Below are 24,661 nucleotides of genomic sequence, written 5' to 3'. Positions count from 1 at the left end.
TTGAGCCGCTTGACGCCCGGGAAGGCCATAACGCTGGGCGTCCTGCTCCTGCTGCTCGGCGTCGTGTTCTGCATTGTGGCGCTGCAGGGCAGGCTGCCTCTGAGCCAGACACTGGGCGGCGCCCTGAGCCTGGTGTCGTCGGCGGCCGGCGTGGTGTCGGTGGCGGACTCGCTGTCGCGGAAGTTCATCAAAGCCCCGCCGGCTCCCACGACCGATGAGATCGAGAAGGCCAAGGAGGCGCTCGCGGGCCTGGTGACGGAGCAGTGGAAGTACGAGACCGTGCTGTGGGCGCACGGGGACGAGCTCATCCCGGTCCCGTGGCGCTCGACCGAGCACGCGGAACTGATGGACCATCCCCGGCTCATCGCCGACGGGGACGCCGAGGTCATGGGCTTCGCCGACCACGTGTCCGCCTTGGCGGAGAAGTTCCGTTCCCTGCGGTGCCGTCGGCTGGTCATCCTCGGCGGCCCGGGGGCGGGCAAGACGACGCTGGCCGTACGACTGCTGATGGAGCTGATCCGCACGCGCGGCGCCGAGGATCCCGTGCCGGTGCTGCTGTCGGTGGCGCGGTGGAACACCGAGGTCACCCCCCGGCTGCAGGATTTCGTGGCGGACTGCCTGCGCACGGACTATCCCGCGTTGCGCGCCGACGCCTACGGGGCGGACGCCCCCGGCGCGCTCGCCGCGCGCAGCCACATCCTGCCCGTCCTGGACGGGCTCGACGAACTGCCCAAGGACGCCCGCGGCAAGACGCTCGTCGCTCTCAACACCTCGATGTGCGAGTCCGACCAGTTGATCATCACGTCCCGGACGCAGCAGTTCGCGGAGTCCGTCGAGATCGCCCATCACGTGCTCAGCTCGGCCGCGGTGATCGAACCGCGTCCCCTGTCCGCCGACGCGGCGGCCGACTATCTGGAGCAGTGCCTGCCCCAGCGACCGCCGTACAGCTGGACCGACCTCCTCAAAGCCCTGCGCGGCGGATCGGCCCCCGCCCTGGCCGAGGTCACCTCGACGCCGATGGGCCTGTGGCTGGTCCGCGCCACCTACATCGCCTCCGGATGCCCCCCGGAGCGCCTGCTCATGCTCCAGGATCCGGCCGTCCTGCGTGCCCACCTGTTCGACGTGCTCATCCCCGCGCTCATCGACACGCACCCGCCCGCCGACGACGCGCATCAGCCGTTCCACCCGCAACGCGTCTGGAAGCCCGACCAGGTACGCCGGTGGCTCACCTACCTGTCAACGCTGCTCGTCCGCGACGGCACCCACGATCTCGGCTGGTGGCACATCACGCGTCATGCTCCGCCACGCCGCGTCCAGTGGGGACTCGCCGTCCTGTACGGGCTCGCGGTCGGCGTCGTGGTCGGCGGGGCGCTGGAGACGCCCTGGGCCGGGGTGGTGGCGGGCGTGGGATGCGCACTGCTCATCAAGCTCGCCATGAGATCGTGGTTCACCGAATCGCCGGGCTACGCCGACTTCCGGTGGGGAAGGCGGAGTCTCGTCCTTGTGCGCTCCCTCAAAGAGGGGCTGCTGATCGTGGTCCTGGGGACTCTCGTGGGCACGGTCTCATCCGTTTGCGTGGCCTTCGAGAAAGGAATTCCGCCCGACCTGCTCAGGGCGCTGGGGGCTGGATGCCGGGTGGGGATTCCGGCCGCGCTGGGGTTCGTCTTCGGGGTCGGCCTCATCAGGTGGGCCGCACACCCCACGGCCACCACGACGCCGAGATCTCCGCGCTCAAGCTGGCACGCCGACCGGAACCTCACCCTCATCCGGGCGTTCGGCGGCTTGATGGTCGGTCTCATAGCCGGTTGGGTGGGTTATTGGGCCCGGCTGGAGCCCGTGCCCACGCTCATCGCCGGGGCACTGCTGGGGGTGCTGCTCGGGCTCATGTTCGGCAACCACCACGCCTGGCTGGCGTACCGCCTGACGATCCCCGAACTCGCCACCGCCGGGCGGCTGCCGCTGCGAACCCTGCAGTTCCTCGACGACGCCCACAAGCTCGGCCTGCTACGCGCCGAAGGGCCGTTCTACCAGTTCCGCAACGCCGAGTTCCGAGATCATCTCGCCGGTCACTCTCAGGCACCGCCAACGCCCCGCCTGTGACGCGCCGTTGCTGGACAGACCGCGGTCCATGACGCTGCTCGCCCTCAACGTCTCCACGTGCACCTTCGAAGACGGGTCCGAAGCCCGGCCCACCCTCCTGGCTGATCGGCAACACCATGATCAGGACCGGTACAGATCGTCCAACCCGACCAACTCGACCTCGCCCCGCGCCGCCGCCCGCGTCAGATCGTCGGTGAAGCCGGAGCCGGAGTAGCACACCAGCCGTGTCCGCGAGCTGTCGTACTTGTCGTTCCCGCTGATCAGTTCGCGGATCCGCCGGAGCCGCTCCAGGTGCCCGATCCCCATGACCTCCCCCCACTTGACCTCCCCGATGGCGAGCAGCGGCGCTCTGCCTCCGTCGGAGTGACCGACGGCCGCGACGTCGACTTCATGAGTGGTACGGCCGGCGGGGTCGTTGACGGTCCCGGCCGTCACCTGGACGGGCCAGTCGCCAAAACGGTCCTCGGCGAAGTGCAGTGTCCATTCCCTGCACACCCGCTCGAAGTGCGGGCCCAGCACGTTGTCGGTGAATCTCCGCTTGGAGCGCTGCCAGATCCGGTCGGTGGCCGTGCCGCGCAAGAGCTGGGGCCAGTAGGGGCGCATGATCGCGTGGTAGAAGGTGAGCAGCGGCTCCTTGATCCGGAAGTCGGTGCGGTTGCCACGAAAGGCGTCGCGTTCCCGCTCAATGAGCCCGGCGTCCTCCAGCACGGTCAGCGGATGGGCGAGCTCGTTGCTCTTGCGCCCGACGTATCCGGCGATCCCGCCCCGCCCGCTGTTGCCTTCGGCGATGGCGCTGAGCACCGAATGGTAGAGAGCGCTGTCCCGGAGATCCGGTTCCTCGGCGAGCAGGTACCTCGCCTCCAGGAACATCGGGCTGCCCGGAGACAGGATGGCCCGCACCACCCAGTCGTCGAAGTCGTTCATGTCCCGGGGCGCGTCGTACCGGATCATCTCGGTGCGGTAGGCGGGCGTGCCACCCACGACCGAGTGCACGAGCAGTGCGAGCCGGGGATCCTCTAGCTGCCAGAATCGCGCCGCGAGTCGGTAATCGAGGGTGTTGACCTGCAGATCCAGCGACGCCCGGCCACGCAGCGGCGCGTTGCCCGAAAGCAGTCCCCCCATGAACGACATCGCCGAGCCGCACAGCAGCAGCCGGGTCCGCGAAGCGGTGCGTTCCGTGCGCCGCGAGGCGTACGCGCCCTGAATGATCGAGGGAATCGCCGGATTCGCCCTGGCCAGATAGGGAAACTCGTCGATCACCACCGGAACCGGCCGGTCCTGCCCCATCCGGAGCATCACATCAACCACGGCGGCCCAGTTCGACGGCGTGAAGGGGACAACCGGCCCAAGGTGCCGGGTCAGCGCCTCCCCGGCGACGGACAGCGACTCGGCATCGGTCGCCTCCTGAGCGGAGAAGTAAAACCCCCCCGTCTCCTGACACAACGCCTCAAGCAGAAAGCTCTTCCCCTGCCGGCGACGACCGGAAACAACCCCCAGCGTGGCCCCGGGCTGCTCATCGGTGGCGAACCGCACCAACGCCGCCCACTCCCGATCCCGGTCGAACATGTCCGACGGCTTGCGCACCCTGCCTCCCTAAGAGAAGTGTACTTATCATAACTACGCTACTCTCGCCGACGGTCTTGTGACGCACCGGTCGCGGCGCGCGGACGATCAGGAACGGTCAGAATTCCCAGGTGTCCGTCATGGGGACCTGGTTGTGCCAGGTGCAGAAGACCGACGAGCCGTGTTCGCCCTGGATGAGGTCGACGCGGATCCAGCCGACGTTGCCGCTGACCTTGGCCTCGTAGCCGGCGGCGGGGGTGGCCGAGAGCAGGCGGCATTCGTTGTTGTCGGTGGCGAAGGAGACCTGACCGCCCTTGACGGTCACGACCTTGACCTGGCCCGACTGTTCGGGGGCGGACGTCGTGGTGGTGTGTGACGGTTTCGGGCTTGTTGTGGGTTTTCTCGGTACGCGTGACGCGGTGGGCTTGCGGGTCGGCGAGGGCCGGGCGGCAGACGTGGCGGGGGGCCGGGTGGTGACGGGCGCGGCGGACGGTCCGGCGGGCCGTCCGGTGGCCTTTCTGGCGGGGGTGGCGGACGAGTCGGATGTGGGCGTCGGCGTGGATCCGGGCGTGGGCGTGGCCGGGGTGGTGGCGGGTGCGGGGTCCGGGGGGCGGCCGGTGCGGGCGACGGCGATCGCGACGCCCGGGTACGGCTCGTCCGTGACCTCGGCGCGCAGGACGTCGCGCACGCCGAACCAGGCCAGGGAGATCGCCAGGACGGTCGCGCCGCACCAGATGGTCACATAGCCCAGCGCTCGACGCATGCGGTGAATTATGGGGAATCGCGGGGCTCGGTGTCCTACGGTTGGGTCGCATGGCGACGGTGCTCGTGGTCGAGGACGACGACTTCGTACGCGCGGCGATCATTCAGGAGCTCGCCGAGCGGCACGCGGTGCGGAGCGCGGGGCGGGCGCTCGACGCGCTCAGGGACATCGCGCAGCATCCGCCGGACGCGGTCGTGCTCGACCTCGGGCTGCCGGACCTGGACGGGGCCGAGGCGCTGAAGATGGTACGCGGCATCTCCGACGTGCCGGTGATCGTGGCCACGGCGCGGGACGACGAGGCCGAGATCGTGCGGCTGCTGCGGGCGGGGGCCGACGACTACCTGGTCAAGCCGTTCTCCGGCGACCATCTCAACGCGCGGCTGGACGCGGTGCTGCGCCGTACGCGCGCGGGCGGCCGTGCGGGAGGCCCGGCCGCGCCCGCCGCGACGCTGCGGGTGGGCGGGCTCGCGCTGGACCTGAACCGGCGGGAGGCGACGCTGGACGGGACGCCCTTGTCGCTCACGCGGCGGGAGTTCGACCTGCTCGCGTACCTCGCGGAGCGGGCGGATCGGGTGGTGTCGCGGCGCGAGTTGCGCACCGAGGTGTGGCGGCAGGCGTACGGGGAGGACCAGACGATCGACGTGCACCTGTCGTGGCTGCGGCGCAAGCTCGGGGAGAGCGCGGCCAGCCCGCGCTACCTGCACACGGTGCGCGGGGTCGGCGTGATGTTGTCCGCGCCTCGGGACTGACGGTCCCGCCCGATGAGACGTTCGCTCGTCCTGCTCGCGGTCGCGTGCACCGCCATGGTCACGCTCGCGTTCCTCGTGCCGCTCGCGATGGTGGTGCGGGAGGCGGCGCGGTCCCGGGCGATCGCCGAGGGGGAGCGGCAGGCCGCCGCGCTCGTGCCCGTGCTGGCGATCACCACCGATCCGGGTCGGCTCGACCATGCGCTGGCCAGCTTCGGGGACGGCCGGCGGGTCGCCGTCCATCTGCCGGACGGGGGCACGCTCGGGACCCCGCGCGCGTCCGCGTCCTGGCTGGCCGAGGCGACGCGGCGGAACCGGGCGGTCACCGTCGAGTTCGGCGGGGGACGGCTGCTGCTGCGGCCCGTCGTCCTGGGCGGGGGCCGCGGCGCGGTCATCGAGGTGTACGTGCCGCCGGAGGCGCTGACCCGGGGGGTGGGCCGGTCGTGGGCCGTGCTCGCCGTGCTCGCCGTCGTGCTCGTGGTCGGGTCGGTGCTGGTCACGGACCGGCTGGGGACGCGGCTGGTCCGGGCGACGCGGCGGCTCGGAAGCGCGGCGGCCTCGCTCGGCGCGGGGGACCTCAGCGTGCGGGTGGAGCCGGCCGGGCCGCCCGAGCTGGTGGCGGCCGGGCGGGCGTTCAACGCGATGGCCGACCAGGTGGTGGCGCTGCTCGCGGCCGAACGCGAACTCGCCGCCGACCTGTCGCATCGGCTGCGTACGCCGCTCACCGCGCTGCGCCTCAGCCTCGGCAGGCTCGGGCCGGACGCCGAGCCGAGCCGGCAGGCGCTGGACCGGCTCGAACACGAGGTGGACGCGATCATCGCCGCGACCCGGGCGTCGGCGCGACGGGCCTACGCCACCGGAGCGGAGGGGGCGGCGGGGCGGACCTTGGGAGGAGGTGACCGGGCCGACGCCCGAGACGGTGGTGCGTACGGGGCGGGGAGCGGTGCCGTGCGTCATGGGGGGAGGAGCGGGTCCTCGGGCGGGAGAGGTTCCTCCGGTGGGGCCGGGGGCGGGCTCGTTGACGGGATGGGCGTCTCCGAGGGAGCGGTGAGATGGGCTGGTGACGGTCTGGGGAACGCGCTCGGGTCGTGTGACGCGGCGGAGGTGCTGCGGGAGCGGCTGGAGTTCTGGTCGGCTCTCGCCGAGGATCAGGGGCGGCCCTGGGATCTCGTCGGCGTGGGCTCGCCGGTCCGCGTGCCGGTGCCCGCGACCGAGCTCACGGCCGTGGTGGACGCGCTGCTCGGGAACGTCTTCCGACACACGTCGGAGGGCACGGCGTTCACGGTGACGCTGCACGAGGGCACGGACACCGTGGGCATCCTGGTCGCCGACGCCGGGCCGGGCATCCCCGACCCCGATGCCGCCCTCCGACGCGGGGCCAGCGGCGCCGGATCCACCGGCCTCGGCCTCGACATCGCCCGCCGCCTCGCCGAGTCCACGGGAGGCTCGGTGAAGATCGATCGCTCCCCCGTGCTGGGCGGCGCCACCGTACAACTGTGGCTCCGCACCGCGCCTCCCGACGCCTCCGGCCCGCGCCGGGCCCGCCGACGGGTCCGCTCATAGCCGGGCCCGCCGGAGGCCCGTTGGTGACCGGCCTGCCGCAGGCGTGCAGGCGGGTCCGCACGTGGCCGGACCGCCTGTACGCCCAGGGCCGCGATGGCGGCGCGGCGTTGCAGGCGGCCGTTGACTGTCGAAGCGCGCTCTGCCGTTCGGGCGCGAATCGGTGCCGAAGGTAGGCTTGTCGGCATGGCCGAACCGGTCTTGCAGCGTGTCACGGCGGACGAGGGCGGGCTGGATGCCTCGTGCGACGTGCAGTTCCTGCATGTGTTCAAGGTGCTCGGCAAACGCTGGAACGGCATGATCATCGTCGCGCTGATGCAGCAGCCGGCGCGGTTCAGTGAGCTCGCGAAGAAGATTCCCGGGATCACCGACAGCATCCTGGTCGGCCGGTTGCGTGAGCTGATGGCGGCCAACCTCGTGGAGCGGCGGCTCGCCGAAGGCGAGAGCACGGCGGTCCTCTACCGGCTCACCCCCTTGGGCGAGGATCTGCGCCCGGCCTTCCTGGAACTGCGCGCCTGGGCCGCCCGCAACGGGATCGAGAATTGCCGCCCCTGAGCTCGGGCGGCGTGCCGGCTATCGGCGGGCCAGTTCGATGAGCTCGGCGTAGAGGGCGATCGCCTGGTCGATATCGCCCTCCGGCTGGGCGCCCAACAGGACGTGGTCGACTCCGGTGCCCTCCAGCCCCGCCAGGTCGTCGGCGATCTGGCGCGGCGAGCCGCCGAGGAACGGCCGGCCCTCGCCCATCGGCTCGGCGGTGAGCGGCACGTTGGCCCGGGGCACCACGATCATCGAGTCGGGGTCGCGGCCGGCCTCCTTGACGGCGGACCGGTAGGCCTCGACCAACTGGAGCAGCGCTTCGCGGGAGAACGCCATCGGGTTGATCCCGTCGGCGACGCGGGCGGCGCGCCGGATGCCGCCCGGCGTCACGGAGCCGAACACGATCGGCACGTGGGGCTGCACCGGCTTGGGGTTGATCTCCGACTCGGCGATGTGGGTGAACTCGCCCTCGTAGGAAACGGGGTCCGGACCCCAGCACGCCCGCAGGGCGGCGACGACCTCGTCCATGCCGCGCCCTCTCCGGCTCATCGGCACGTTGGCGGCGGCGAACTCCTGCGGCATCCAGCCCTGGCCGAGCCCGACCACCAGCCGGCCGCCGCTGAGCTGGTCAAGGGTGGCGAACCGCTTGGCCAGCACGGCCGCCGGGTGCAGCAGGGCCTGGACGATGCTGGTGCCGAGCTGCACCCGCTCCGTGATCGCGGCCACGTAGCTCAGCGTCTCCAGCGGGTCATAGGCGAGCCGGTAGATCTCCGGCACCGGCTGCGGCTCGCCTCCGTCCATCGACACGGGGGCGGTCGGCCGCAGGATTCGTTCGTAGGTCCACACCGAGTCGTACCCGAGCCGGTCCGCCTCGCGTGCGACGCGGGCGATGTTGTCGGCGCTGGCCAGAGGCCCGGAGGTGGGCAGTGAGATACCGAGTTTCATGTGTCGAACCTTACTATGTTCCTAGTAGTTGACTAGCAAAATACTAGTAGACCGTCCGTGTCGGTGAGCGTCGTCACTCATCTTTTGATCAAGGTCTGAAGGGGCGCATAAGCGAACCTTAAATACACCTAAAGGCTGAAATTTCAGGCTCGGTGGCGGAGCAGGCTGTGGGGCATGACGATCACCGGTAATGCCCGTCGTACGGCCTCTCTCGCCGCTCTCGTCGCGGCGTCCACCTTGCTGCCGCCGGCTTTCGCGGGGCCGGCGTACGCGCACGGCACGATGAACAACCCGCCGAGCCGGGCGCTGGTCTGCTACAACGAGAACCCGGAGAGCCCGGACTCGGCCGCCTGCAAGCAGGCCATCGCCATGGGCGGCACGCAGCCGTTCTACGACTGGAACGAGGTCAACATCGCCGACGCCGCCGGGCGGCATCGTCAGATCATCCCCGACGGGAAGCTGTGCAGCGCGGGGCGGGACAAGTACCGGGGGCTGGACCAGGCCCGCGCCGACTGGCCGGCGACGCCGATGCCGGACGGCGGGCGGTTCACCTTCACCTACCGGGCGACCGCGCCGCACCGGGGCTCCTTCGAGCTGTACATCACCAAGGACGGGTACGACCCGACCCGGCCGCTGCGCTGGTCGGACCTGGAGAGCAGGCCGTTCGCGACCGTCACCGACCCGCCGCTGGCCAACGGCGCGTACACGATCGAGGCCACGTTGCCCTCGGGCAAGCGGGGCCGCCACCTGATCTACTCGATCTGGCAGCGCAGCGACAGCCCCGAGGCGTTCTACACCTGCTCCGACGTGGTCTTCGGCGGCGGGAGCGGGTCGTCCGCGCCGGGCAACGGCCAGGGGAACCCGACGGCGAATCCCACCTCGGCACCCACCGCCGTCCCGACCAGCGCGCCGACGACGGCCAAGCCGGTGACGCCGCCGCCGACGACCGCGCCGACGCACGACCACGAGCACCCGCTGCCGAGCCCCACGCCCACGTCCGGCAAGCCCGCGCCCGCCGACCCGCTGAGCCGCATCGCGGTCGGCGCGGGTGTGCAACCCGCCCGGGTGACGCGCGGCCAGGCGGTCACGGTCACGGCGGTCTGCGCCGGCAGCCGGGTGGTGTCGGTCGCCTCCAACGCGTTCGCGCGCCGTACCGTCGCGGCCACCGCCCGTTCCGCCACCTGGTATCCGACGGTGAGCGTCTCGAACAGGGCCAGGTCCGGGGTCTACGCCGTGTACGTGCGGTGCGCCGACGGGGGTTTGGCCAGGGCCGCGCTCACGGTCGGCTGAGGCCGGGCCGCCGTCGGCGCCCGCAGGGTCCGCCACCCCGTGCTCGTCCACCCCGTGCTCGTCCACCCTGTGCCCGTCCACCCTGTGCCCGTCCGGCCCGTGCCCGTCCGGTCGGCCCGGTCATCGTCCGTGACGTCGATGGCCGGGCCGTCGGCGTATCGGCCCTTATGGGACGGCGTGTGGTCGGTGGCGTTCCATCCGTCCGGCACCATGTCGACCGCGTGCAGTGTGGAGCCGAGGATCCAACCGCTCACGAAGACCGGCTGACCGCCGTCGATCCGGACGTCGGCGGCACCGCAAGGCCGCCCGTACGACCCCCACAAAGGCGTGGCCCGCTCGGATGGCGTACAAGAAGCGCGGCATACTGCTGCGATTGAGGCATGTAGTGCGTAATGATGCACAGTCATAGGCCGCCTGCCGGTGCACACTGACAGCGCCGGGAAGCCGCCCCGGCGACCAAGATGATCACCGCGGCGTGATGCCGAAGCGGTTATGGCTCAGGAGGTTCGCATGACTGCTGCCGGGCAGCGTCTGACCCGCGCGGCGGTGCCCCCAAGCACGCTCGCGCTGTGGGCGCTCGGGACGTTTCTCGTGGTGAACCTCTTGATCGTGGAGGCGTTGTTCCTCACGTCGGGCACGGGCAAGAACCCCGAGCTGACCGTCGCCAAGTTCTTCGGCCTGCACGCCGCGCTGCTCATGATGCTGCAGCTGCTGCTGGTGGCCCGCCTGCCGTGGCTGGATCGGCGGCTCGGCATGGACCGGCTCACCTCCTGGCACCGGTGGGTCGGCTTCGCGCTGCTGTGGACGATCGTGCTGCACGCCGTCCAGATCGTGTTCGGGTACGCCACCCTGGACCGGACGTCGATGGTGCGGACGTTCCTGGCGCTGGCGGGCGTGCCCGCGTCGCTGCTCGGGATGTGCGCCGCCGCCGTCATCATCGCGATGGCGACCGTGTCGATCCGGGCCATCCGCCGCAGGCTGTCGTACGAGGTGTGGCACGCGCTGCACATCCTGCTGTACGTGGCCCTCATGCTCGCCCTCACGCACCAGTTCCTTGAGGGCACCACGTTCACCGTCACCCCGCTGTCGACCGCGTACTGGTGGACCCTGTGGGCCCTGGTCATCGGCGCGCTGGTGGTGGGCCGGATCGTCGTGCCGCTGCGTCGCAACGCCTACCATCGGTTCCGCGTCGCCGCCGTCGTGCCGGAGTCGCCGAAGGTGACCTCGGTCTACGTCACCGGCCGGAACCTCGACCGGCTGCCGGCGCGGGCGGGCCAGTTCTGCATCTGGCGCTTCCCCGGCCACAACCACTGGTGGCAGGCGAACCCGTTCTCCCTGTCGGCCGCGCCCGACGGGCGCTCCCTGCGCCTGACCGCGAAGGCCGTCGGCACGACCAGCGCCGGGCTGCGCGAGCTGCCGGTCGGCACCCGCGTCTTCGTCGAGGGCCCGTACGGGGCCTTCACCACCCTGCATCGCAGCAGGCCGGGCACCCTGCTCATCGCGGGCGGCGTCGGGATCACCCCGATCCGCGCCCTGCTCGAAGAGCTCGACGGCTCGATCGTCGTCCTGTACCGCGTTCCCACGGTGAACGACGCCGTCCTGCTCAACGAGCTGCAGTCGCTGGCGCGGGGCCGCGGCGCGCAGCTGCACCTGCTCACCGGCCGCACCGGCGAGGGCTCGCCGCCGAACACGCCGTTCGCGCCGCAGAACCTCTACAGCCTCGTTCCCGACATCGCCGAGCGCGACGTGTACGTCTGCGGCCCGCCGGCGATGACCGAGGCCGTCGAGGAGAGCCTGCGCGCGCTGAACGTGCCGCGCGGCCAGATCCACGCCGAGAAGTTCGGCTTCGCCTGATCCGGGCGTACGGCGGCCCGGAGCCGTGCGCGCGGTGCGCGAGCGGCCCCGGGCCTCCTCGGGACGCCGGGTGCTGCGCGGCCTGCTCGACCTCGGTCGGCCCGCCGACGACCTCGCCGCGGCAGTCGTCGGCAGCCCGGCCCGGCTGCTGCTCGGCGACGCCTGACGCGGGAGAGCTGAGATCGGGAAGCCTGACGGTCTCAGGCCACCAGGCCCCTGCGGTAGGCGTAGACCACCGCCTGCACGCGGTCACGCAGGTCGAGCTTGGTGAGGATGCGCGACACGTACGTCTTGACGGTCTCGTGGCTGATCACCAGCGTCGCGGCGATCTCGCTGTTGGATTGCCCGTCGGCGATGAGGCGCAGCACCTCCAGTTCGCGCGGGGTCAGCGCGGGGTCGTCGGGCGCGTCCTCGGTGGGACGGATCCGCGCCGCGTACCGGCCGACGAGCTGCCGGGTCACCTCGGGCGCCAGCAGGGCGCAGCCCGAGGCGACGGTGCGGATGCCGTGCAGCAGTTGCGGCGGCGGCGCGTCCTTGAGCAGGAACCCGCTCGCGCCCGCGCGCAGCGCCTTGTAGACGTACTCGTCCAGGTTGAACGTGGTCACCACGAGCACCTTGACGGGATGCTTCACCCCGGCGCCGGCGAGCAGGCGGGTCGCCTCGATGCCGTCGAGCAGCGGCATCCGGACGTCCATCACCACGATGTCCGGCCGCAACCGGCGGGCGAGATCGACCGCGGCGCGGCCGTCGCCGCACTCGCCCACCACCTCCATGTCGGGCTGCGCGTCGATGATCGTCGAGAATCCCGTGCGGATCAGCGGCTGATCATCGCAGACCAGGACCCGGATCGGCGCGGTCACGACGCGCCGCCCGCCGGGATGCGCGCGGTCACCGCGAAGCCGCCGTCATCCCGCCGGTCGGCACTGAACTCGCCGCCCAGGGCGGCGACCCGCTCGCCGAGCCCGGTCAGGCCGCGTCCGCTGCCGCCGGGGGAGCGGGTGCGGGTGCTGGGGGCGTCGGTGCCGACCTCCACCGTGATCTCTCCCTCGTCGTACCGCACGTGGACCACCGTACGGCTGCCATAGGCGTATTTCAGGGCGTTCGTCAGAGATTCTTGTACGACCCGGTAGGCCACGGATTCGGCGCCGCCGGCCGAGTCGGGCGGTGTGCCCTCCTCGGTGAACTCCACCGGCTGCCCGGCCTGGCGGGTGTGCTCCACGAGCGTGCGCAGGTCGCCGATGGCGGGTGACCTGACGTCGGCTTCGTGGTCGGGGTTGAGCAGGTCGAGCAGGTGCCGCAGGTCGGTGATGGCCCGCCGCCCGGCCTCGCCGACGGAGGCCAGGGCCTCATCGAGGCGGTCGGGGTCGGCGGTCAGGTAGCGTGCCGCCTCGGCCTGCACGACCATCGCGGTCACGTGGTGGGTCACCACGTCGTGGAGTTCGCGGGCGATGCGGGTGCGCTCGGCGGCGCGGGTGGCCTCGGCGACGTGGCGGCGGCGCTCGGCCTCGGCGGCGCGGGCGGTACGCAGCCAGTGGCCGACGCGCCACGCCAGCGCCAGCACCAGGTAGAACACCACGACCTCTGTCGGGGTCTCCCCGGGGCCGATCAGGCTGAAGGTGACCACCAGCGCCGCGAACGCCACGGACGCGAGGGCCGCCGTGACGCGCCGGTGCCGCTCCAGATGGGCGCCCGCGCTCATCAGCGCGACGAGCAGGCCGGTGCCGCCCAGCGTGTGGTAGCCGCGGAGCTGGTCGAGGGCGAAGCCGATCGACACCAGGGCGAGGCAGACGGCCGGCCATCTCCGCCGTACGGCGAGCGGAAGACACTGGAGGGCGACCGCCAGGACGGCCGGCGCGTCATAGGGACGGGTCGGCAGTCCGCCGAACTGCGTCCCGTCGCCCTGCAGCGTCGGCATGAGGGACACGACGGCCAGCGCCAGCCCGAAAGGAAGATCGCGGACCGTGACCGGAGACCGCCACCACACATCCGAGAGCAGCCGGAAATCGATCACCGTGAGAGGGTAGCGTTCACGCCCGTCCGCACGCCGCCCGACGACAAACCAGGCCGAATCGGCCGTGGGCGGGCGACGCGAACGCGCCTCGCCGGGCGGCGGCCGGGTTTCCGCGGATCGCGGTGCCGGAGGAGACCCCGTCCGCGAGGGCGAGGTGATCGCCGTCATCGGCCCCGGCCGCTCACCCCGACCTGCTCCAGCGGGCGAAGCGAGGCCGGCCCCGGTGCCGGCCTCGGTGCGGTGGACGGGCTCGTACGTCGGCTCCTTCATGACCAGGCCGGCCTTCGCCATCATCGCGCCCAGCGTGACCCAGTCTGCAGGAGCATCCCGGCCGGGGTCCTGGCCGAGCAGGGGGAATTCTCACCCTGTGGCCGAAACGCTCATCTCGAACCAGACCACACGACCATGGTCTTGTACGTGTGAGCCCCATTTGTCGGCGAGAAGATCTACCAGGCGGAGCCCGCGCCCGCCCTCGCTGTCTTGGTCCGCATTCAGGCGCGGTCGCAGGTCGTCCGCTGCCGACCCGTCATCGCACACTTCGACGCGTACCAGGTCGGCCCTGGGTGCGGACAGGGTCACCCTTACGGTGCCGTCGGGGAGTCGGCCCGAGTCCGAGTGCCTGACCGCGTTGCCGACCAACTCGCTCACCAGCAGTACGGCGTCTTCCACGGACGTTCCGTAACGCGAGATGAACGCGCGCCTCACGAACGCACGGGCCTTGGCCGCCGACTTCGGGACGCCCGGAAACTCCGCCTGGGCGATCAAACCGGGAACGATCACCGAATCACCACCAAGAGGTGAAGTGCTCCCGGCCGTGGCGGACGTGAAATCGCTATTGGCCTGATCTGCCTCGATCCGGTCGTGATCAGAATAAGCGGGGTGATTCTATGGCGATAAGGTACGGTTTTCCATTGCGTCAAGGTGCGCATCGGTCATTGCCTCTCGTGATTCGCAATTCTTCGCGCGGTGTCATCTCGGCGCACCGCATCTCACGAGCCAGACTGACCGACTTGTGCTGCTCTTTGTAATTGTTTTGTTACGACAATGGCCCCGCAGTGGCGGTTACGGTTCCTGTAGGACTGTTCCAGGTGCTTGTAGGACGACCTGAAGGAACCTCTGATGCCCGCCCCAAAACCTCTCAATCCAGAGGAAAGCATCCTCTCCTATTTTGGGTCTGAGTTGCGGAGGTACCGCGTGGGCAAGGGATGGAGTCAGGAGGAGTTGGGCAAACGTATGTTGTACTCAACTTCGCTCGTCGGACTAGTTGAAACGGCGAAGAGGCCGCCCTCGATCGAGTTCGCCCGCAAATGCGCGGAGGTATTCGGTACCGACACGTTCGTTCGCCTTCATGCATTGATCGGCAAGGAGTGCTATCCGTCCTGGTTTCGTCCCTTCTTGGAGTTGGAGCGAGAAGCAAGTGCGTTGCGTAGCTTTCAGCCGCTGATAGTTCCTGGCCTCTTACAGACGAGGGAGTACGCCTATACTCTGGTTCGTGCCGCATGTCCCCGCTGGACCGAGGATCAGGTCAACGATGCCGTGGACAAGCGCATGGGACGGCAAGAGATTTTGGAGCGGGCCAGCCCTCCCGCCTTCCTGGCGCTACTGGACGAAGCCGTCCTCGGTCGCCAGATCGGCGGCGCAGAGATCATGCGTCAGCAATTGGACAAGCTCGTCCGGATCTCGGAATGTCCGCACGTCACGATCCAGGTCGTTCCGTTGTCGGCCGGCGTCCATGCCGGTCTGGAAGGACCCATGGTCATTACGTCCTTTGTCGGACGTCCCGACATCGCATACCTCGAATCTCACGCTCGTGGTGAGATCATCTCGGACCCGGAGGAGGTGGAAGCGCTGACGGGGCGCCTGGACGCCATTAGAGCGCTGGCTTTGCCGCAGTCCACGTCGATAGATCTGATCAGGAGGATGGTGTAGTTGAGCCCCACCAACGCGCTGTGGCGCAAGTCCTCGTACAGCGGCGGGAGCGGAGGCGACTGTGTGGAGGTGGCCACGAACCTGCCCGGTATCGTCGCCGTCCGCGACAGCAAGAACCCCACAGGCCCCGCCCTCGTCTTCACGTCCGCTGAATGGAACGCGTTCCTTGATGGCGTCAGGAGAACTCGGCGCCTGCAGTAGTCGATAGGTACGCACAACACCTCTCCACGTCCACGTGATGTGGGTGACCGGCGCGGAGACGACCCGGGCGTGGTCAGGAGGGAGTGGACCGAGCCAACGACGGAGTCTACGACACCCCCTGACGGGCAGGGGGGCTCAGGCGTCGGGGGAGGCGGAGGTGAGGCGGCGGATCAGGGCGACGGAGGCGTCGATCAGCTCGTCCGCCTCGGCCTCGGTCTCGCAGACGGCCACCTCGCGGGAGGCCTCGGCGATCGCGACGGTGAGGACGGCGGTGGTGAGGCGGTCGAGCGGGGTGTCCTCCGCGCCGAGCAGGACGGCGTTCTGGCGGACCCACTCGCGTCCGCGGGTACGGCGGACGAGCTCGAAGCCGGGCGGGGCGTCGCCGTCCATGAACAGCCGGGTGAGGTCGCGGCGCTGCCACGATCCCCGCAGGTAGGCGCGGGCCCCGGCGATGAACAGCTCGACGGGGTCGGTCACGCCCGCCTGGCGGGCCTCGGCCACGCCGGACGCGGCGGCCTCCTCGGAGGCGCGGTGATGGTCCTCCCAAAGCGCCAGGTACAGCTCCGTCTTGCCGCCGAAGTGGTGGTAGAGGCTGCCCACGCTGCAGCCCGCCCGCTCGACCACGTCGGCGATGCCCGCCTCGGCGAAACCGCGTTCGGCGAAGACCGCGCGGGCGGCGTCGAGCATGCCGCGGCGGGTCTGGGCGGTGCGGTTCCACTCCCAGGCGCCGCTCCTGGCGGCGGACTTGCGGACCATCGCGGCTCCCTGCGGTCGGTGGCGTCCCCGGACGCACACTCTAATTTTTGGAATCGCGTTCTGCTATCGGTTGACAGGGCTCTGGCCTGCGCCTCATTCTGGAACCCATTCCTAGATGATGATTCTAGAAACGAGTTTCCCCCATGGACTTCTCCCTCAGCCCCGAGGAGCGGCAGATCCGCGACACCGTCCGGTCCTTCGTCGAGAAGGAGGTCATGCCGCTGGAGCCGGAGGTGCTGCGCAACGAGCGCGAGGGCCGTCCGCCGCTGGAGCCCGGCGTGCTGCGCGACCTGCGGGAGAAGGCGAGAAGGTCGGGCCTGTGGGGCATCGACACCCCCGAGGAGTACGGCGGCGCCGACCTCGGCCCGATCATGTCCGCGATCATCACGATGGAGCTGCGCCGTACCTTTGTGCCGTTCACCTTCGGCGGCAGCGCCGACAACATCCTGTTCGCCGGCGCCGAGGAGCAGAAGGCGCGCTACCTGATCCCGGTCATCGAGGGCGAGCGCCGCTCCTGCTTCGCCATCACCGAGCCGGGCGCCGGCTCCGACGCCCGCAACATCCGCACCCGGGCCGTCCGCGACGGCGGCGAGTGGGTGATCAACGGCGAGAAGACGTTCATCACCAACGGCCACGAGGCCGACTTCGCCATGGTCTTCGCCCAGGCCGAGGGGTACGGCGTCACCTGCTTCCTCGTCGACCGGGAGATGGGCTGGACCTCCGAGCCCATCCCGACCATGGGCGAGTGGGGTCCCGCGTCGCTGGTGTTCCAGGACGTACGCGTGCCGGAGGAGAACGTGCTCGGCGAGCTCGGCGGCGGGTTCGAGCTGGCCATGCGGTGGATCGGGCAGGGCCGGTACCGGATCCCGGCGATGGCGGTCGGGGCGGCCGAGCGCCTGCTGCAGATGGCGATCGACTACGCCAAGATCCGCAAGTCGATGGGCCAGCCGATCGCCGAGTACCAGGCCATCCAGTGGATGATCGCCGACTCCCAGGTGGAGATCGAGGCCGCCAAGTGGCTCACCCTGTACGCGGCCTGGCGGGTGCAGCAGGGCATGGACGCCCGGCACGCCATCTCGATCGCCAAGCTCGACGGGGCCGTGATGGCGAACAAGGTGGTGGACCGGGTGCTGCAGATTCACGGCGGCATGGGGTACACCAAGGAGCTGCCCATCGAGCGTTGGTACCGGGAGCTGCGGGTGATGCGGATCTTCGAGGGCACCGACGAGATCCAGCGGCGCACGATCGCCCGCAACCTGCTCAAGGGCCACGTACGGCTCGGCGGCATCGGAGAGTGACCACCCGCGACCGCCGTACGCCCGCCCGGCGCGGGTAGACCGGGCGGGCCCGGGGAGTCACGAGGGGAGTCGCGCGGGGAGTCGCGCGAGGAGTCACGGCCTGAAGCGGGCGGTTCCTCTGTCGATCACGATCGTCCCGTCGTCCTTCGCGGTGCGGAACAGGGCCGTGTCGCCGTCCACCCACATCGACACGGTCAGCGACTCGCCGGGGAACACGGGCGCGCTGAACCGGGCGGACATCGCGGCGAAGCGGGCCGGGTCGGAGTCGGCGAGGGTGTGCAGCAGGGCGCGGCCGGTGAAGCCGTACGTGCACAGGCCGTGCAGGATCGGGCGGGGGAATCCGGCGCGGGCGGCGAACACCGGGTCGGAGTGGAGCGGGTTGCGGTCGCCGGAGAGGCGGTAGAGCAGCGCCTGCTCCGGGCGGGTGCGGTAGGTGACCTGGTGGTCCGGCGACCGCTCGGGCGCCTTCCAGTCCGAGGCCGGGCCGCGGGATCCGCCGAAGCCGCCCTCGCCGCGGATGAACACCGAGCTGCGCGAGGTGATCACGGGGTCGCCCGACTCCGGGTCCACCGCGCGGGACTCGATGACGACGAGGGCCGCCGAGCCCTTGTCGTACATGCCGGTCACCGTCGAGGTGATCCGCACCGTGCCGGCCGGGGCGAGGGGGCGGTGCAGCTCGAAGCCCTGCTCGGCGTGCACGAGCATCGCCGTGTCGAAGTCGCCGAGCTCGGTGGAGCGTCGGCCGCCCTGCGAGGCCAGCACCGCGAACGTGGGCAGCACCCGCTGCTCCACGCCCGCGGAGTTCTCGGTCGTGAAGGCCAGCTCGGCGGTGGGGTCGTCCAGACCGGCCCCGACGCCGACCGCGTAGAGCAGGGTGTCCTTGCTGGTCCAGCTCTTCTCGACCGGCTCGGACTCGACGCCGATCAGGTCGTGGTTCAGCGCCATGCGCTCTCCTTGGTTGAATTGAATACTAGAATTCGATTCTAGGGGTGGTCATCCGGCTGTCAACAATCCTCTTCCGCCGACGCGGGCCTCGTGTTATTCTCGACTTGAGATTGTCTCAGAGTGAGAAGGATTCCCGATGGGTGAGCCCGAGGAGCGGTACCTGGACGCCTACGATCCGCGCGACTACGACCCCGTCTCGGTCACGGTGGACGTGGTGGCGCTGACGATCCGCGACGGCGTCCTGCATGTCCTGCTCGTACGCCGGGGCCACCCGCCGTACGAGGGACAGTGGGCCCTGCCCGGAGGTTTCGTCCGAGGCGTGCGCGACGCCGAGGACCTGCCCGACGCGGCGGCGCGCGAGCTGGCCGAGGAGACGGGCCTCAGCGCCAAGACGATGACGTCCCGCATGCACCTGGAACAGCTCGCCACCTACGGCAAGCCCGGCCGCGACCCGCGCATGCGGGTGATCTCGGTCGCGTACCTGGCGTTCGCCCCCGAACTGCCCGACCCGGAGGCGGGCAGCGACGCGGCCGACGCGGCGTGGGTGCCGGTGGAGTCGCTGGGCCTGACCGAGTCGGGCGGCCAGCGCCCCGGCACGACCCGCCGCCTGGCGTTCGACCACGCGCGCATCCTCGCCGACGGGCTGGAGCGGGCGCGGTCCAAGCTCGAGTACACGCCGCTCGCCTCCGCCTTCTGCGACGCCGAGTTCACCATCCCCGAGCTGCGCGCCGTGTACGAGGCGGTGTGGGGCGAGGAACTGCACGCGGGCAACTTCCACCGCAAGGTCCTGTCGGTGCCCGGCTTCGTGGAGAGCACCGGCGAGATGACCGAGCGCGGCGGGCGGCGCGGCGGCCCGCGCGCCCGCCTCTACCGCGCCGGCGACGCCCGGCTGCTGCACCCGGCGCTGCTGCGGCCCAGCCGGGAGGAGGAGATCAGATGAACCCCGACGACCTGCTCCGGGCGCTCACCCGGCTCGCCCGGGCGCGCACGCCACAGGAGCTGTTCGGCCACTACCCCGCCGCCGACCCCACCTACGACCCTGCCTACGACCCCGCCGACGACGACACAGGCGCCGCCGACGGGCACGTCTACCGGCTCGGCGCCGAGATCGCCCGGGGCGACCTGGCCACCCTGTACGCGGCCGAGCGCGCCGGAACCGACCCGGTGCTGCTCAAGGTCCCCCGCGACCCCGCCGACAGCGACCTGATCGACCGCGAGGCCGTGGCGCTGCGCCAACTCGTCGCGGACGGCGACGAACGCTTCCGGCCGTACGCGCCGACGCTCGTGGAGAGCTTCCGGCACTACGACACCGCGACCGGCGCCCACCGCCAGATCAACGCGATCGCCCGGCTGGAGGGCTTCCACAGCCTCGCCGAGGTGCGCGCCGCCTACCCGGACGGGCTCGACCCGCGCGACGTCGCCTGGATGTGGCGGCGGCTGCTGGTGGCGCTCGGGTTCGCCCACCGCGCCATGGTCGTGCACGGCGCCGTGCTCCCCGAGCACGTGCTCATCCACCCCGAGCAGCACGGTTTGGTGCTGGTCGACTGGTGTTACTCGGTGCCCGGCTGCTACGCCGGCGTCGATCCCAGCCGCCTGGTCCCCGCGATGATCGACCGCTACGCCGCCTGGTACCCCGAGGAGGTGCCCGGACGGCGGCCCGCGAGCCCGGCGACCGACATCCACATGGCCACCCTGTGCATGGCCCATCTCCTGCCCGACGAGGTGCCAAGGCCGCTGGGGCGGTTCATCCGGGGCTGCACGCTCGCCGACCAGCGGAGCCGGCCGTACGACGCCTGGGGACTGCTCGCCGAGCTCGACGAGATCTTGGAGACCCTGTACGGCCCACGCCGCTTCCGTCCCTTCCGCTTTCCCCAGGACCTCCCCCAGGACTTCCCCCAGGATTTCCCCCAGGACGCAGCATTGAAGGAGAACCCTCATGGGTAGCGGAGTTTGGTCCACCGACGTCTACGACGCCGCGCGCAGCTACCGCGCGGCCACCGGCGCCAGCGCGTTCGCGTACAGCGAGAGCGGCGCCGTCAGCACCCACCCGGACCTCGACCCGCACGGCGTCGCCTTCCGGGAGAGCCGGGACAGCGACGAGCACCCCGACTCCCTCGCGATCGCGGTCCTGTTCGACGTCACCGGCTCGATGGGCACCGTGCCCCGGGTGCTGCAGACGAAGCTGCCGAACCTGCTCGGCCTGCTCATCCGCAAGGGGTACGTCGAGCACCCGCAGATCATGTTCGGCGCGGTCGGCGACGCCACCTGCGACCGGGCGCCGCTGCAGATCGGGCAGTTCGAGTCCGACAACCGGATGGACGACGACCTCGGCAAGATCCTGCTGGAAGGCGGGGGCGGCGGTCAGATGACCGAGTCGTACGAGCTGGCCATGTACTTCATGGCCCGCCACACCTCCATCGACTGCTTCGAGAAGCGGGGACGGCGCGGCTACCTGTTCATGATCGGCGACGAGTTCGCCTACCCGAAGGTGGACCGAAAGCTGGTCTCCAAGGTCATCGGCGACCGGATCGGCGAGAACATCCGCACCGAGGACATCGTGGCCGAACTGCGCCGCATGTACGAGGTGTACTTCATCATCCCCGAGGGCGGATACCACTCCGGCGACTCCCGGCTGCGGGACTACTGGCGGCGCCTGCTCGGCCAGCACGTGCTGTTCCTGGACGATCTGGACGCGGTCTGCGAGACGATCGCGCTCACGATCGGCCTGTCGGAGGAGGCCATCAACCTGAGCGAAGGGCTGGAGCACCTGGAGGAGGTCGGCTCCGACGCCGGCTCCTCGGTCGCGCGGGCCCTGGCCGGCCTCGACACCCGCCGCGACACCGCACGCGGGGCCGCCAAGGAGGGGAGCGGCCCCGCCCCGAACGGCCACTCATCGGACGGCCGGACCGCGAACGGTCGTCCGATGAGTGGTCCCACCGCCGGCAGGCCCACGCGCCCCGCGCTCGACCGCGCCCGCCGCGAAGGACACACCCGGCTGCGGTGACCCCGCGCCGGAACCCCCATGAACAACAACGAACCCCCACAACGAACCCCCACAACGAACCCCCACAACGAACCCCCACAACGAACCCCCACAACGAGCACCAAGGAATCACCATGAACCACCGACGGATCGCCCCGGGCCACCTGCGGCCCGCGGCGAGCCGCCGACCGCCGGCCGGCGGATCCACGACGGGCCCCCGATGAGCCACCGCATCGTCGTCGATCTCGGCTTCGGAGACGCGGGGAAGGGCACCGTCGTGGATTGGCTCTGCGCGCGGGGGCCGGAGCCCGTCCACGCGGTGGTCCGCTTCAACGGGGGCGCCCAGGCCGCGCACAACGTGGTCACCCCCGACGGACGGCACCACACCTTCGCCCAGTTCGGCTCCGGCACCTTCACCCCCGGCGTGCGTACGCACCTGTCCCGTTTCATGCTGGTCGATCCCCTCGCGCTGGCCGCCGAGGCACGCCACCTCGCCGAGGTCGGCGTGCCCGACGCCCTCGACCGGCTCACCGTCGACGCCGACGCCCTGCTCACCACCCCCTACCACCGGGCCCTGGGCCGCGCCCGTGAACTCGCCCGGGGCGCGGCCCGGCACGGCTCCTGCGGCATGGGCATCGGCGAGACGATGGCCTACTCCCTCGCCCACCCCGACGCCGCGCCCCGCGTCGCCGACTGCCGCGCACCCGCACGGCTGCGCCGCCGCCTGGCCGCCCTGCGCGACCACTACCACGACGCGTTCCCGAAGGCGGCCGAACAGGCACCGGACGTTCAGGCCCTGGACGTTCAAGTGCCGGACGTTCAGGTGCCGGACGTGGACGACTGCGTGGCCGCATTCGCCGCCTTCGCCAAGCGGGTCCGCGTCGTCGGCGACGATCACCTGGCGACCCTGCTGCGGGCCGGGCCGGTGGTCTTCGAGGGCGCCCAGGGCGTACTCCTCGACGAGTGGCACGGCTTCCACCCCTACACCACGTGGTCCACGACCACCTACGCCAACGCCGAGACCCTCCTCGCCGAGGCGAACGCCGCCGGGTCCGCCCGCCGCCTCGCCGTCGTCCGCGCGTACATGACCCGGCACGGCCCCGGCCCCTTCGTCACCGAGGACCCCGTGCTCACCGCCGGGCTCCCCGACCGCCACAACGGCTTCGGCCCCTGGCAGGGCGCGTTCCGCGTCGGCCACCTGGACCTCGTCGCCCTCCGCTACGCCCTGAGCGTCGCAGGCGGAGCCGACGAACTGGCCGTCACCCACCTCGACGTCGCCCGCGACCGACGCGACCTGCTGATCTGCGACGCCTACCGCGTCGGCCCCGACCTCGTCCACCACCTGCCGACCCACCCGCCCGGCGACCTCGCCCGCCAGGAGACCCTGACCCGCCGCCTGCTCACCGCCGAGCCCGTCTACCGCCCCATGACCGACCCCGTCGAAGAGCTCGGCTCGGCCACCGGTCTCCCGATCACCCTCCGCTCCCACGGCCCCACCGCCGCCGACAAAACCCCGACCTCCCCCCGCTCGCACACCCCCGCCCAACCGTCCCGCACCGCCGACCGGGCTCCCTCACGGTCAGCCGCCGGGCCCGGTGTTCTGAATCGGGGCTCCGTCCCAACCGGGCGGCAGATCCCCCCGCTCCACGGGACTGGGCAGGGGTGACGGCGGACGGTCGGGCACGCGGGCGGGCCGCGCCCCGGCGACCGCCGCCTTCAACGTGGCCCGGTCCACCTCTTCGAGCACGCCCGCCAACGTGATGTGATGATCCCCGCGTACGGCGACGTACTCGTGGCGTCCCCCGCCCACCCGATACCAGCCGACCTCGTCCCGCTCACACCGCACCGGCGCGTCCCACGGCTGGGCGTCCGTCACCGGCACGTCGGGACACTTCGCGTCCGTCATGACGCCGCGATCCACCGCGAGCCACACCTGCCACCCGTTGCCCGCGACGTAGGAGGCCCCGAACCCGTCCTCGCCGACTATTCCGACGGACTGCCTGGCCAGCGTGTACCCCTTCACCGTCACGTCATAGATGAGCTCGGGCGCCGCGCCCCGCTGCCGCGCCTGGTCGATCACCGCCTCATCGAGCACCCCGGCGTCGCGCGCCCCGACCGACCCGGCTCCGCCCAGCAGCGATCGCCCGCCCACCACCAGCACCCCGAGGAGAACGGCGATTCCGGCGAACACCAGCACGATTCGCGTCATACCACCACTGTCCTTCGATCCGAGAGCGGGCACGAGCGGGCATAACTCGTCCGATCTTGTGGCTGGGGATGGACTCAGGGGCGGCGACTCCGAGCGGCTCGGCGGCTACCGCGTCGGAAGCCGTTTGGGAGAAGGCGGACAGGGCGTCGACGCCACCGCCGAGACGAGGATCAGGACGCCGACGGCCACCTGGTTCCATCCCTCGTTCCATCTCCTCGCCGTCATCGGCCTACTCTCGCGGCCGATCGTCGTGGGCCGAGCCGTACTCGCAAAGGTCGCGGAGTTCGCAGATGCCGCACTGCGGGACGCGGGCCCGGCAGATCGTACGGCCGTGCGTGATGAAGGCCACGTGCAGGTCGTATCTGATATCGGGTGGAATGCGCGGGGTGAGGAGGTCGTGTGCCTTCTCGGCCGTCGTGCCCGGCGGGACCCAGCCCAGTCGGGTGACGATGCGATGGACGTGGGTGTCGACGGGGAAGGCGGGGCGGCCCATCGAGAAGACGAGTACGCAGGCGGCCGTTTTGGGGCCGATGCCGGGGAGCGAGGTGAGGTAGGAGGTGACGGTCTCGTCGTCGAGGTCGTGTAGCCGGTCGAGGTTGATGCGGCCCTCGCGTTCCTCGATGGCGTGCAGGATGCGCTGGATGCGCCGTGACTTCACCTCGGCGATGCCGCCGGGGCGGATGGCGTCCGCGACCTCGTCGGGCGGCGCGTCGGCGACCTGCTCCCAGTTTGGGAAACGCTCTTTCAGTCGGGTGAACGCCCGTCCGGAGTTGACGTCCGAGGTGGCCTGGGACAGTACGGTGGCGACGACCTGGTCGACGATCGGCAGTGGCTCGCCGGGGACGAAGGGCCCCTGGCGGGCCCGCATTCGGCGCAGCACCTCCCTGATCAGCTCCGGATCGGGCATCGTCAAGTGCGCTCCTCGTCGTGAACGGCCCACCCCGAACCGGGCCGCACCGCCGGACGGGGCA

24 protein-coding genes are annotated in these 24,661 nt (G+C 70.9%); 14 read left to right on the top strand and 10 right to left on the bottom strand.

Translation table 11 applies throughout. The annotated features are described in order from the left end of the window. Positions 1-2,100, top strand: a complete 2,100-nt coding sequence (locus AB0K60_RS08960) for an NACHT domain-containing protein (protein ID WP_364050232.1) — start codon at positions 1-3, stop codon at positions 2,098-2,100. Between the two features lie 120 nt (positions 2,101-2,220). On the opposite strand, the gene AB0K60_RS08955 is transcribed toward AB0K60_RS08960, so the two are convergent. Continuing rightward, a complete protein-coding gene (locus AB0K60_RS08955) occupies positions 2,221-3,684 on the bottom strand; it encodes an ATP-binding protein (RefSeq protein ID WP_364050229.1) in 1,464 nt (487 codons plus the stop codon). A gap of 97 nt (positions 3,685-3,781) precedes the next feature. Beyond that, positions 3,782-4,426, bottom strand: coding sequence for a hypothetical protein (locus AB0K60_RS08950; protein ID WP_364050223.1), 645 nt, complete (start codon positions 4,424-4,426; stop codon positions 3,782-3,784). A 50-nt stretch (positions 4,427-4,476) separates the two neighbouring features. On the opposite strand from AB0K60_RS08950, the gene AB0K60_RS08945 reads away from it, so the two are divergent. The 3 genes from AB0K60_RS08945 (at position 4,477) to AB0K60_RS08935 (ending at position 7,287) form a co-directional block, all read left to right on the top strand. Beyond that, positions 4,477-5,175 carry a response regulator transcription factor gene (locus AB0K60_RS08945; protein WP_364050221.1) on the top strand — a complete coding sequence of 233 codons (699 nt, stop codon included), beginning with the start codon at positions 4,477-4,479 and terminating at the stop codon, positions 5,173-5,175. Between the two features lie 12 nt (positions 5,176-5,187). Then, complete coding sequence (locus AB0K60_RS08940; RefSeq protein WP_364050219.1) at positions 5,188-6,735, top strand: HAMP domain-containing sensor histidine kinase; 1,548 nt, start codon at positions 5,188-5,190, stop codon at positions 6,733-6,735. Positions 6,736-6,918: 183 nt separating this feature from the next. Continuing rightward, positions 6,919-7,287 (top strand): helix-turn-helix domain-containing protein, encoded by a 369-nt coding sequence (locus AB0K60_RS08935; RefSeq protein WP_364050217.1) that lies wholly within the window; start codon positions 6,919-6,921, stop codon positions 7,285-7,287. An 18-nt stretch (positions 7,288-7,305) separates the two neighbouring features. On the opposite strand, the gene AB0K60_RS08930 is transcribed toward AB0K60_RS08935, so the two are convergent. Then, positions 7,306-8,214 carry a TIGR03619 family F420-dependent LLM class oxidoreductase gene (locus tag AB0K60_RS08930; protein ID WP_364050215.1) on the bottom strand — a complete coding sequence of 303 codons (909 nt, stop codon included), beginning with the start codon at positions 8,212-8,214 and terminating at the stop codon, positions 7,306-7,308. A 174-nt stretch (positions 8,215-8,388) separates the two neighbouring features. Between AB0K60_RS08930 and AB0K60_RS08925 the strand changes: the two genes are divergently transcribed. The 3 genes from AB0K60_RS08925 (at position 8,389) to AB0K60_RS08915 (ending at position 11,524) form a co-directional block, all read left to right on the top strand. After that, positions 8,389-9,504: a lytic polysaccharide monooxygenase gene (locus AB0K60_RS08925; RefSeq protein WP_364050213.1), complete on the top strand. Its 1,116-nt coding sequence runs from the start codon at positions 8,389-8,391 to the stop codon at positions 9,502-9,504. Between the two features lie 510 nt (positions 9,505-10,014). Continuing rightward, a complete protein-coding gene (locus AB0K60_RS08920) occupies positions 10,015-11,358 on the top strand; it encodes a ferredoxin reductase family protein (RefSeq protein ID WP_364050211.1) in 1,344 nt (447 codons plus the stop codon). Positions 11,359-11,392: 34 nt separating this feature from the next. Beyond that, positions 11,393-11,524 carry a hypothetical protein gene (locus AB0K60_RS08915; RefSeq protein ID WP_364050209.1) on the top strand — a complete coding sequence of 44 codons (132 nt, stop codon included), beginning with the start codon at positions 11,393-11,395 and terminating at the stop codon, positions 11,522-11,524. Between the two features lie 34 nt (positions 11,525-11,558). Here the strand turns inward: AB0K60_RS08915 and AB0K60_RS08910 are convergent, their stop codons facing one another. The 3 genes from AB0K60_RS08910 to AB0K60_RS08900 all read right to left on the bottom strand — a co-directional run bounded on the left by AB0K60_RS08910 (position 11,559) and on the right by AB0K60_RS08900 (position 14,149). Then, positions 11,559-12,218 carry a response regulator transcription factor gene (locus AB0K60_RS08910; RefSeq protein ID WP_364050207.1) on the bottom strand — a complete coding sequence of 220 codons (660 nt, stop codon included), beginning with the start codon at positions 12,216-12,218 and terminating at the stop codon, positions 11,559-11,561. Next, positions 12,215-13,369, bottom strand: a complete 1,155-nt coding sequence (locus AB0K60_RS08905) for a histidine kinase (RefSeq protein WP_364050205.1) — start codon at positions 13,367-13,369, stop codon at positions 12,215-12,217. The genes AB0K60_RS08910 and AB0K60_RS08905 overlap by 4 nt, the downstream gene beginning before the upstream one ends. A 360-nt stretch (positions 13,370-13,729) precedes the next feature. After that, the gene (locus AB0K60_RS08900; protein WP_364050203.1) at positions 13,730-14,149 is read right to left on the bottom strand and encodes an ATP-binding protein; all 420 of its coding nucleotides are present in this window, start codon (positions 14,147-14,149) and stop codon (positions 13,730-13,732) included. Positions 14,150-14,488: 339 nt separating this feature from the next. On the opposite strand from AB0K60_RS08900, the gene AB0K60_RS08895 reads away from it, so the two are divergent. Both AB0K60_RS08895 and AB0K60_RS08890 read left to right on the top strand, forming a co-directional pair. Then, positions 14,489-15,298, top strand: a complete 810-nt coding sequence (locus AB0K60_RS08895; RefSeq protein WP_364050201.1) for a helix-turn-helix transcriptional regulator — start codon at positions 14,489-14,491, stop codon at positions 15,296-15,298. Beyond that, a complete protein-coding gene (locus tag AB0K60_RS08890; protein WP_364050199.1) occupies positions 15,299-15,499 on the top strand; it encodes a DUF397 domain-containing protein in 201 nt (66 codons plus the stop codon). A 135-nt stretch (positions 15,500-15,634) separates the two neighbouring features. Here AB0K60_RS08890 and AB0K60_RS08885 read toward each other — a convergent pair whose 3' ends face one another. Next, a complete protein-coding gene (locus AB0K60_RS08885) occupies positions 15,635-16,255 on the bottom strand; it encodes a helix-turn-helix domain-containing protein (RefSeq protein ID WP_364050197.1) in 621 nt (206 codons plus the stop codon). A gap of 143 nt (positions 16,256-16,398) precedes the next feature. On the opposite strand from AB0K60_RS08885, the gene AB0K60_RS08880 reads away from it, so the two are divergent. Further along, positions 16,399-17,553, top strand: coding sequence for an acyl-CoA dehydrogenase family protein (locus tag AB0K60_RS08880; protein ID WP_364050195.1), 1,155 nt, complete (start codon positions 16,399-16,401; stop codon positions 17,551-17,553). Between the two features lie 93 nt (positions 17,554-17,646). Here AB0K60_RS08880 and AB0K60_RS08875 read toward each other — a convergent pair whose 3' ends face one another. Beyond that, positions 17,647-18,498 carry a MaoC/PaaZ C-terminal domain-containing protein gene (locus AB0K60_RS08875; RefSeq protein ID WP_364050193.1) on the bottom strand — a complete coding sequence of 284 codons (852 nt, stop codon included), beginning with the start codon at positions 18,496-18,498 and terminating at the stop codon, positions 17,647-17,649. A gap of 136 nt (positions 18,499-18,634) precedes the next feature. On the opposite strand from AB0K60_RS08875, the gene AB0K60_RS08870 reads away from it, so the two are divergent. From AB0K60_RS08870 to AB0K60_RS08855, 4 genes are all read left to right on the top strand, one after another. Beyond that, positions 18,635-19,438, top strand: coding sequence for an NUDIX hydrolase (locus AB0K60_RS08870; protein WP_364050191.1), 804 nt, complete (start codon positions 18,635-18,637; stop codon positions 19,436-19,438). After that, the gene (locus AB0K60_RS08865) at positions 19,435-20,442 is read left to right on the top strand and encodes a molecular chaperone DnaJ (RefSeq protein WP_364050189.1); all 1,008 of its coding nucleotides are present in this window, start codon (positions 19,435-19,437) and stop codon (positions 20,440-20,442) included. The genes AB0K60_RS08870 and AB0K60_RS08865 overlap by 4 nt, the downstream gene beginning before the upstream one ends. Next, a complete protein-coding gene (locus tag AB0K60_RS08860) occupies positions 20,435-21,502 on the top strand; it encodes a hypothetical protein (protein WP_364050187.1) in 1,068 nt (355 codons plus the stop codon). The genes AB0K60_RS08865 and AB0K60_RS08860 overlap by 8 nt, the downstream gene beginning before the upstream one ends. A gap of 199 nt (positions 21,503-21,701) precedes the next feature. Then, complete coding sequence (locus tag AB0K60_RS08855; RefSeq protein WP_364050185.1) at positions 21,702-23,147, top strand: adenylosuccinate synthetase; 1,446 nt, start codon at positions 21,702-21,704, stop codon at positions 23,145-23,147. Here AB0K60_RS08855 and AB0K60_RS08850 read toward each other — a convergent pair. Both AB0K60_RS08850 and nth read right to left on the bottom strand, forming a co-directional pair. Continuing rightward, positions 23,061-23,690 (bottom strand): hypothetical protein, encoded by a 630-nt coding sequence (locus tag AB0K60_RS08850; protein WP_364050183.1) that lies wholly within the window; start codon positions 23,688-23,690, stop codon positions 23,061-23,063. The genes AB0K60_RS08855 and AB0K60_RS08850 overlap by 87 nt on opposite strands. A 229-nt stretch (positions 23,691-23,919) precedes the next feature. Next, positions 23,920-24,597 carry an endonuclease III gene (nth, locus tag AB0K60_RS08845; protein ID WP_364050618.1) on the bottom strand — a complete coding sequence of 226 codons (678 nt, stop codon included), beginning with the start codon at positions 24,595-24,597 and terminating at the stop codon, positions 23,920-23,922. Positions 24,598-24,661: the final 64 nt, after the last annotated feature.

The sequence above is a fragment of the Thermopolyspora sp. NPDC052614 genome, from assembly GCF_040678635.1.
Lineage (GTDB): Bacteria > Actinomycetota > Actinomycetes > Streptosporangiales > Streptosporangiaceae > Thermopolyspora.
Note: the sequence above shows the minus strand (reverse complement) of the source record. Positions and strands in the feature narration are given on the sequence as shown.

Bases quoted from the DNA above. Each gene is read 5' to 3' on its own strand.
- AB0K60_RS08865 (WP_364050189.1), top strand. From the start codon at position 19,435: ATGAACCCCGACGACCTGCTCCGGGCGCTCACCCGGCTCGCCCGGGCG.
- AB0K60_RS08935 (WP_364050217.1), top strand. From the start codon at position 6,919: ATGGCCGAACCGGTCTTGCAGCGTGTCACGGCGGACGAGGGCGGGCTG.
- AB0K60_RS08920 (WP_364050211.1), top strand. From the start codon at position 10,015: ATGACTGCTGCCGGGCAGCGTCTGACCCGCGCGGCGGTGCCCCCAAGC.
- AB0K60_RS08860 (WP_364050187.1), top strand. From the start codon at position 20,435: ATGGGTAGCGGAGTTTGGTCCACCGACGTCTACGACGCCGCGCGCAGC.
- AB0K60_RS08940 (WP_364050219.1), top strand. From the start codon at position 5,188: ATGAGACGTTCGCTCGTCCTGCTCGCGGTCGCGTGCACCGCCATGGTC.
- AB0K60_RS08875 (WP_364050193.1), bottom strand. From the start codon at position 18,498: ATGGCGCTGAACCACGACCTGATCGGCGTCGAGTCCGAGCCGGTCGAG.
- AB0K60_RS08870 (WP_364050191.1), top strand. From the start codon at position 18,635: ATGGGTGAGCCCGAGGAGCGGTACCTGGACGCCTACGATCCGCGCGAC.
- AB0K60_RS08855 (WP_364050185.1), top strand. From the start codon at position 21,702: ATGAGCCACCGCATCGTCGTCGATCTCGGCTTCGGAGACGCGGGGAAG.
- AB0K60_RS08850 (WP_364050183.1), bottom strand. From the start codon at position 23,690: ATGACGCGAATCGTGCTGGTGTTCGCCGGAATCGCCGTTCTCCTCGGG.
- AB0K60_RS08885 (WP_364050197.1), bottom strand. From the start codon at position 16,255: ATGGTCCGCAAGTCCGCCGCCAGGAGCGGCGCCTGGGAGTGGAACCGC.
- AB0K60_RS08895 (WP_364050201.1), top strand. From the start codon at position 14,489: ATGCCCGCCCCAAAACCTCTCAATCCAGAGGAAAGCATCCTCTCCTAT.
- AB0K60_RS08930 (WP_364050215.1), bottom strand. From the start codon at position 8,214: ATGAAACTCGGTATCTCACTGCCCACCTCCGGGCCTCTGGCCAGCGCC.
- AB0K60_RS08925 (WP_364050213.1), top strand. From the start codon at position 8,389: ATGACGATCACCGGTAATGCCCGTCGTACGGCCTCTCTCGCCGCTCTC.
- AB0K60_RS08880 (WP_364050195.1), top strand. From the start codon at position 16,399: ATGGACTTCTCCCTCAGCCCCGAGGAGCGGCAGATCCGCGACACCGTC.
- AB0K60_RS08945 (WP_364050221.1), top strand. From the start codon at position 4,477: ATGGCGACGGTGCTCGTGGTCGAGGACGACGACTTCGTACGCGCGGCG.
- AB0K60_RS08950 (WP_364050223.1), bottom strand. From the start codon at position 4,426: ATGCGTCGAGCGCTGGGCTATGTGACCATCTGGTGCGGCGCGACCGTC.
- nth (WP_364050618.1), bottom strand. From the start codon at position 24,597: ATGCCCGATCCGGAGCTGATCAGGGAGGTGCTGCGCCGAATGCGGGCC.